General features: G+C 46.9%; 4 protein-coding genes and 2 pseudogenes. All 6 read right to left on the bottom strand.

What is annotated here, in order from left to right; genetic code table 11:
- Positions 1-206: 206 nt before the first annotated feature.
- The 6 genes and pseudogenes from JQM82_RS14210 to JQM82_RS14235 all read right to left on the bottom strand — a co-directional run bounded on the left by JQM82_RS14210 (position 207) and on the right by JQM82_RS14235 (position 4,786).
- Entirely contained in the window at positions 207-419 is a 213-nt protein-coding gene (locus JQM82_RS14210) for a helix-turn-helix domain-containing protein (RefSeq protein ID WP_002586615.1), read from the bottom strand.
- A pseudogene (locus tag JQM82_RS14215) lies at positions 412-799 on the bottom strand (sigma-70 family RNA polymerase sigma factor). The gene JQM82_RS14210 and the pseudogene JQM82_RS14215 overlap by 8 nt, the downstream one beginning before the upstream one ends.
- A 171-nt stretch (positions 800-970) precedes the next feature.
- Complete coding sequence (locus JQM82_RS14220; RefSeq protein ID WP_002586626.1) at positions 971-1,738, bottom strand: class I SAM-dependent methyltransferase; 768 nt, start codon at positions 1,736-1,738, stop codon at positions 971-973.
- A gap of 50 nt (positions 1,739-1,788) precedes the next feature.
- Positions 1,789-3,708, bottom strand: coding sequence for a tetracycline resistance ribosomal protection protein Tet(W) (gene tet(W), locus JQM82_RS14225; protein WP_002586627.1), 1,920 nt, complete (start codon positions 3,706-3,708; stop codon positions 1,789-1,791).
- A 590-nt stretch (positions 3,709-4,298) separates the two neighbouring features.
- Positions 4,299-4,421: pseudogene (locus JQM82_RS14230) on the bottom strand (Maff2 family mobile element protein); the annotation flags it as partial.
- Positions 4,422-4,600: 179 nt separating this feature from the next.
- The gene (locus tag JQM82_RS14235; protein ID WP_075671598.1) at positions 4,601-4,786 is read right to left on the bottom strand and encodes a helix-turn-helix domain-containing protein; all 186 of its coding nucleotides are present in this window, start codon (positions 4,784-4,786) and stop codon (positions 4,601-4,603) included.
- Between the last annotated feature and the right edge of the window lie 444 nt (positions 4,787-5,230).

A 5,230-nucleotide genomic window follows, 5' to 3' on the forward strand; every position in this document is an offset into this window, starting at 1 on the left:
GGTTACTTTATCCACTCGCTTAGCACCCTGTATTACTACAACGCACTGAGTTTAGCTACACGGCTCACTGGCGATTACCGTGACCGGACTTACACCGGCAAGTGTGGTCCAGCTTCGCTGGACACACGACAACAAAAAAAGCAGTAAATCTTTTTCAAGACTTACTGCTTTCGCTGGCCGCGTCGGTGGCGGCTGGTATTCAGTTTTTATGACTTGTCCGGTGGTTCGTCAAGCCGGAACTTGAATTGACAGTCAATTAACCGCTGCTTTACATAGTCCTCCACCTCGGCGTTGACCTGCCCGTTCACTTTTGAGAAATAGCGGATATATCCGGCGTAGTGGAGCAGGACAGCGTTCACGGCTTCTGGGTCGCCCTCACGGGCTTTGAGGATTGTTTCATAGGGGAGAAGTCTACTCATACCGGCTCACCCCCATTTCTTCGCGTAGCCGCTGCAAGGCAAGCTGGATATGCCGCCCCGCTGTGCTGCGGCTGGCGCAGAAAGTAATAGCGCAGGATTTCTTCCCGCGTCTGCTCCGGCAAAACAGAGATCGCGTCGGCAAGGGCGGCGTTGCAGAGCAGGACGGTCTGACCGCAGACGGTAAATGGGTATTCCTCGTCCGGCTCCGACGCGGCAAACTGGACAAACTTCTCGTTCATCAGATAGTCAAGGGAAACTTGCCGTTCCCATTGCCGTTTAAGCTTCAAAATCTTGTCCAAGGCGGCACAGCGGATAACAGTCTTGCAAAAGGCGTTGTACCTGCGCTGGATATATTCTTGATAGGCTATCTGGTCGGTCATGGAAATTCCCCTTTCTGAATAATAGTGCGGGGCGGTGGCACTTCTTGCTGTCGCCCCTTGATTGCCTACCAGCAAAGGCGGGCGGGGCTGTCAACGGCTGCGCATATGCGCCGTTCATCTTGACCGTTGACTGGCTCGGCTGGGTTTGCTATTTACCCGACAAACTTGAATTTATTTTAAGCTATCACGTTTTACCTTCTTAAGCCTTACTATCATTACCATAGGAATTTCTTTGTTGGTTTTAAAACATTCTTCATAAAATCCATCAATGACAAATCCAGCTCTAAAACAAAGGTTAAAAATATCTTGTATGGAACGATGATAATAAATCTGCTCTTTCGGTTGCCCTTCAATCGCTATATCATAGTAACTGTGCGGTGTCATATATTTTTCAGTCAACGTGACAAAACAAGGGTGTTGCGTTGCAAAGACAAAAATTCCGCTTTCCTGCAACAGTTCATAAACAGCCATAAGAAGTGGTTCAATATCCGTAATATCCATAATTGCCATATTAGAAACTGCTTTCGTAAAGGCTCGATTTCTTTTTAATTCTAATATACTTTTTCTATCGGTCGCATCCGCCACACAAAATTCAATTTGTTTTGCATATTGTGATTGCCGTCTTTTAGCCAATTCTATCATTTTTTTGCTGTAATCAAAAGCGACAACCGAAGCGCCTCTTTGTGCAAGATACGAAGAATAATTTCCATTGCCACACGCAATATCCAAAATGTAATCCGCAGGATTAGGAGATAGAAGTTCCGTTACTTTGGGACGCACTACCTCTCTGTGAAATTCATTAGATTCGTCACCCATTGCATTATCCCAAAATTGTGCGTTCTCCTCCCAGATTTTTTTACTTTCCTCTGTTCCCATGTTCTCTCCCACTCCCCAAATTTGCTTTTTTGCTTCCATTAAATCTTCCTTACTATATTCCATTGTTACCCTCCATAACTTCTGATTGTTGCCGTCTTGACGATTATGTATCTTTACATTACCTTCTGAAACATATGGCGCACCTTGTCCAGGCGGCTGTTTGGACGGCGGGGCTGGATGACCGGCTGACCGACAGCGGCCTGATATCCTTTCAGCTCTGTAAGGCATACGCTCCGCCCGTTGGTGTAAAAGGCCAGATCAGTACGGTATGCCTGTATACAGCGGGCGGGAATCTCGCCAGTAAAGACAACTTCATCCTTTTTTACCTGGGCCGTTTCGATGGTGGCACAGTATTTCGGTGCATCATGATAAGCCCTGGAAAGGTATTCCTGGGGCGCATAGAGGATGAAGGAGAGATAAGGTTCCAGCAGCTGCGTCCCCGATTCCTTCAATGCCTGTTCCAATACAATCGGGGCCAATGAGCGGAAGTCCGCCGGCGTGCTGACCGGACTGTAATAAAGCCCGTATTCAAAGCAAATCTTACAGTCCGTTACGTTCCAGCCGAACAAGCCCTGCTCCAGCCCGTAACGGATACCATCCCTGACAGCGTTTTGAAAACTCTGGTTCAAGTATCCCAGCGAAACCCGGCTCTCGTATTGTACACCGGAGCCAAGCGAGAGTGGTGTAACAGACAGTCCTATGGATGCCCAAAACGGGTTGGGCGGCACCTCGATATGGATGGTGTGGCTGGCTGCTTTGAGCGGCCGCTCCATATAAATGACGGAGGGTTCCTTTACCACTGTTTCAAGCTTGTATTTTTCCGACAGCAAAGCGGAAACAACCTCCAACTGCACCCGGCCCAAAAAAGAAAGAATGATCTCATGGGTGATGGAATCCACTTCGCAACGCAAAAGCGGGTCAGTATCCGCAAGTTGCGTAAGAGCGTCCAGCAGCCGTTCTCTTTGCGCTGCCGTTTTCGGCGCAATCGTCGTCCGTAGCATGGGGAGGGGGTCCTCGCGCCACCTTTTACGAGGGAGCCGGGTTTGGTCCCCTAATACATCGTTTAACCTCACGCTGTCGCTGGGAAGGATAACAATTTCACCCTGATAAGCGGTGTCTGTCCGAACAATTTCCCCTTTGGATGGAATACGCATCTCTGTGATTTTCAGCTTTTCTCTCCCGGCCAGGGCCACCGTATCCCGCAGGCGCAGCGTTCCGCTGTATAACCGTAGATAGACACGCCGCTGGCCGCAATCGGTGTACTCAACCTTGAAAACGCTGCCGCATAGGGCGGCGCCCCCCTGTTCCCCAATCGGTTGGAACAGCCCTGTCACCGCATCCATCAACGGTTGAATGCCAAGGCCATTTTTGGCGCTGCCATGATAGACTGGGAACAGGGAGGCGTCTTGAACCCGCTGCTGTTCCTCCCGCGCAAGTTTTTCCCGGCTGATTGGTTCTCCTGCGATATACTTTTCCAATAATTCATCGTTATTTTCGATGACCGCATCCCATGCTTCTATGTCGGTATTTTCCTCCAGGACTATTTCCGGGGACAGCGACACCGTCTGCTTGATGATAATATCGGCGGAGAGCTTATCCCGAACAGACTGAACCACGCTCTGCAAATCAACGCCAGCCTGGTCGATCTTGTTGATAAAGATAACGGTGGGAATGTTCATTTTCCGCAGGGCATGGAACAGAATACGGGTCTGGGCCTGCACGCCATCTTTAGCGGAGATCACCAAGATGGCCCCATCTAAAACAGCCAAAGAGCGGTACACCTCCGCCAAAAAATCCATGTGGCCGGGCGTATCCACAATGTTAACTTTACATCTGTGCCACTGGAAGGAAGTGACTGCCGCTTGAATGGTAATCCCACGCTGCCGCTCCAAAAACATGGTGTCCGTCCTCGTTGTCCCTTTTTCGACGCTCCCCGGTTCTGAAATGGCTCCGCTGGCATATAGCAGGCTCTCCGTCAAGGTCGTCTTTCCAGCGTCTACATGGGCAAGAATTCCAATATTGATTATTTTCATGTGATTGTCCTCCCTTTACAGCCCCAAAGGGCATAAAAATCCCCAGCAGTAAAATACTTTTACCACTGGGGATATGTCAAAATTGATAAGGCAAAAGTATTCTTAAATTGGGTACAAAAAACTAAGCCCCTACAAAAGGAGCTATCATAATCCTTTGTTCCCACTATTTGATTATAGTTTTATTTAAGAATACCTTGCCGCATATTTTTTACTCCTTTTCTGGATTAAATCATTGTATCACATCAGTTTTAGGAAAGCAAGTACCTAAAAGAAATTTTTCTTCCCCTTATATGTAACAATCATACCGGCTTCCTAGCGTTCAGAATGTTTTCTGCTGTCTGCTGTGGTGTTTGGTTGGAATTGTCCAACCAAAAGCCGATCCGTGGTGTTGTCTGCATTTTACTAAATACAAATTCAATGTATACAGAAAGATATAAGGAGTGGGAGGGATTCCGCCGTAGTTGGCATTGTAGGAAAATCCAAAAGTTTAGATTTTCCCACAATGCTTATCTTTTGGTCTTTGGTTCGGAATAGTGTAGTGCTGGCGGTCTATCTCTTGTTTTCGGTTGCTTGCTTCCTTACCGTACATGAGCATTTGCACCGGGGTTATCGTTGCCGTAGCCTTCCAGAAGGTTGATTGCGCCCCAGATACCAAGACCTGCACCGAGAGCTACTACCAGAGTCTGCAATACACCGACTGCACTGTTGAAAATGCCATAAAATTTTCCTCCTTGATTTGCCCGCCTATATGATCGGGATGATGAAATGAAATTTGCCCCGCGATTCCCGGCATGTGCACCTGCAGGAAAAGAAGGGCATAAAAATATCCGGGGCCGATGTTAATCACGGTGATAAGCGGAGCGGAGAGTCGATTTTTCATCCGGATAGGAGATTAGTTGGAAGATTCCGGCAGCTTATCCAGCCAGTCATCAAAGCTCTTTTTGGAAATACGGTACTTTCCGCCATCCAGCTGGATCCACCGGAACTCATTTTTCTTCAGAAGGTTATATATTGTCGGTCTGCTGACTCCAAGAATTTCCTGTAACTCTTTTACTGTATAACATCTTTTCTCTGACATATGTCATTACCTCACATTTCATTATTTTGGAGGCGGCATTCCAAATACTCCCGCAAGTGACGGGGCATTTGGCTCTCGCGGCAGTCGCCAAATGGACATGCAAGCATGTCCGCTTGGCTCGTTGCTCGCGGATATAAATGTCCCTCTATATATCCAAAGTTTCAGAGGGGCTTATACAACATGTTTTAGTTAAAAAATGTCAAGATGAGAAAAAGGGCAAAAAGAAACCTCCGTATGAATTGAATCATACGAAGGATCAATATACTTATCATCATCAATTATCCTGAATGGGATATATTACAAAATGGAAAACTAACTGCTATTATTTCCAATCCTAATATAATTACATGATTGGATATCTTTTCAATCGGATTAAACAGAAGGAGTAATGCTAGCGTGATTCGTACGAAAAATTCTATCATTGGTATAATACAATTATTATTT

It is taken from the genome of Faecalicatena contorta (assembly GCF_021531995.1).
Taxonomy (GTDB): domain Bacteria; phylum Bacillota; class Clostridia; order Lachnospirales; family Lachnospiraceae; genus Dorea_A; species Dorea_A contorta_A.

Excerpts from the sequence above, each read along its gene's own strand:
- JQM82_RS14235 (WP_075671598.1), bottom strand. The coding sequence starts at position 4,786 with ATGTCAGAGAAAAGATGTTATACAGTAAAAGAGTTACAGGAAATTCTT.
- JQM82_RS14220 (WP_002586626.1), bottom strand. The coding sequence starts at position 1,738 with ATGGAATATAGTAAGGAAGATTTAATGGAAGCAAAAAAGCAAATTTGG.
- JQM82_RS14210 (WP_002586615.1), bottom strand. The coding sequence starts at position 419 with ATGAGTAGACTTCTCCCCTATGAAACAATCCTCAAAGCCCGTGAGGGC.